The following is a 1,685-nucleotide window of genomic DNA, read 5'->3' as shown; positions in this document are numbered from 1 at the left end:
GGGGCTGACCCAAAAGTCCGCCAAAAAGCGGACTTTTGGAGTCAGCCCTCTCTGGTTTTTGTATATTTTACCAAACGGAACAAAATTCCGACTCTGTTCTCCCCCTCATTTACGCCACCAAGGACAATTGCTTGTCCCTAGCGGCTTTTTTGAGAAGATTGTGGGCAGCACAAACCAGCCCCCATTCGATGGAAACTTTTTGGAGGCCTCGCAGGACAAAGCGACGAAACCCGCGATTTTGTTTGATTTGCCCAAATACACTCTCAATGTCGGTTTGGCGTTGGCGGTATCGGGCTTGCCCTTCTTCACTCTCCAACCGTTCGCGGGCTTTCTGTTTTTGTTCATGATAGACGGGGTTCCATTGCGTGGTTCGTCCATACTTGGAAGTCGTGCAGGCCGAACGGAACGGACATCCTTCGCATTCATGGCATTGGTAGTGTCGGGTGACCGAGGTGTATCCTGATTCCGTGGTCTGTTTCGAAGTTCCGGTGCGAACCAGCTTTTTCCCATTGGCGCAAATCCAAACGTCTTCTTCTTCCACATAGGTCCAATTCTGCTGATGATGCGGATTTTTCTTGACCTTGCGCGTGTTCTCCTTCTCATACGTATGGTACTTGATCAAGGCCGATATGTGCTTCTCTTCCAGCTTCACGTAGTTCTCTTCCGAGCCATAAGCCGCGTCAGCGATCAAACGTTCGGGTTCCACGCCGTACTTCTCTCGAACGGTCTCCAAATGCGGGAGAAGACAACGAGTGTCGCCCGGCCTCTGATGAAGGGAATACCCCAAAATAAATTGGCCGGAAGAACCCACCTGTACGTTATAGGCCGGCTTGAGCTGGCCGTTTCGCATGTGATCCTCCTTCAACCGCATGAAGGTGGCATCCACATCGGTCTTGGAATAGCTGTTGCGATCCCCGCATACATGGAGTTGGTGTTCATACTTTTCACTGCGGGGCAAGTAGTCCTCCTTCATCTTCTTGATGGCCTTCTTCAACGGTTGGTTGTCCGGCTCGGCCTCCAACCGTTTTTCCCACTCCTCGGTTTTCTTTCGGATTTCTTCTGACGTAAAGGCCGGCGAAGGGTCGATGTCTTCCGCCTTTTCTTCTTCCACGATCGCCTCGATCTGGGCAATCAGCCGATCGACATTGGCTTGGAGTTTCTCCTGGTACTTCTCAGCCGATTTGCGCCAAACGAAGGTGTACCGGTTGGCATTCGCTTCAATTTTCGTTCCATCCACAAAATAATCTTCCATCTTGACATAGCCGTCGGCCACGAGCAGCGTGATCATTTCCCGGAACAGGTCGTCAATCAGGTCTTTCATCCGCTCCGAACGAAACCGATTGATGGAGCGGAAGTCCGGCTTTTGAAATCCACTTAGCCACATGAGGGGAAGGTGGACTTCGAGCTGCCGTGCAATCTCACGGCCATGATACATTTTTTGGGTGTAAGCGTAAAGGAGAATTTTGGTCATCATTTTCGGATGATAGGCGGAGGCGCCCCCTCCTTTGTAGTAAGCAAGAAACGTCTCCATCGGGATGCGTTCAACCATCTCATGAACCACGTGGGCCATGTTATCCCGTGGAATGAGATCGGCGATGTTGCTTGGCAAAGAGAGGTTGTCCATGGTATACTCTTTAAAGGAAATATGATCATGTTTCATAAAAGAATCGCCCTTCTTTCGGTGG

1 protein-coding gene is annotated in these 1,685 nt (G+C 50.7%); it reads right to left on the bottom strand.

Features of this window, described 5'->3' with window-relative positions; genetic code table 11:
- Positions 1–109: 109 nt before the first annotated feature.
- A complete protein-coding gene (locus CV945_RS16780) occupies positions 110–1,660 on the bottom strand; it encodes an IS1182 family transposase (RefSeq protein ID WP_171698435.1) in 1,551 nt (516 codons plus the stop codon).
- Positions 1,661–1,685 lie beyond the last annotated feature (25 nt).

It is taken from the genome of Geobacillus sp. Manikaran-105, from assembly GCF_002809955.1.
GTDB classification, from domain to species: domain Bacteria; phylum Bacillota; class Bacilli; order Bacillales; family Anoxybacillaceae; genus Geobacillus; species Geobacillus thermophilus.
This window is presented reverse-complemented; position numbering and strand designations above follow the sequence as displayed.

What these genes read in the sequence shown, in the direction of transcription:
- CV945_RS16780 (WP_171698435.1), bottom strand. Translation starts at nt 1,660, where the DNA reads ATGAAACATGATCATATTTCCTTTAAAGAGTATACCATGGACAACCTC.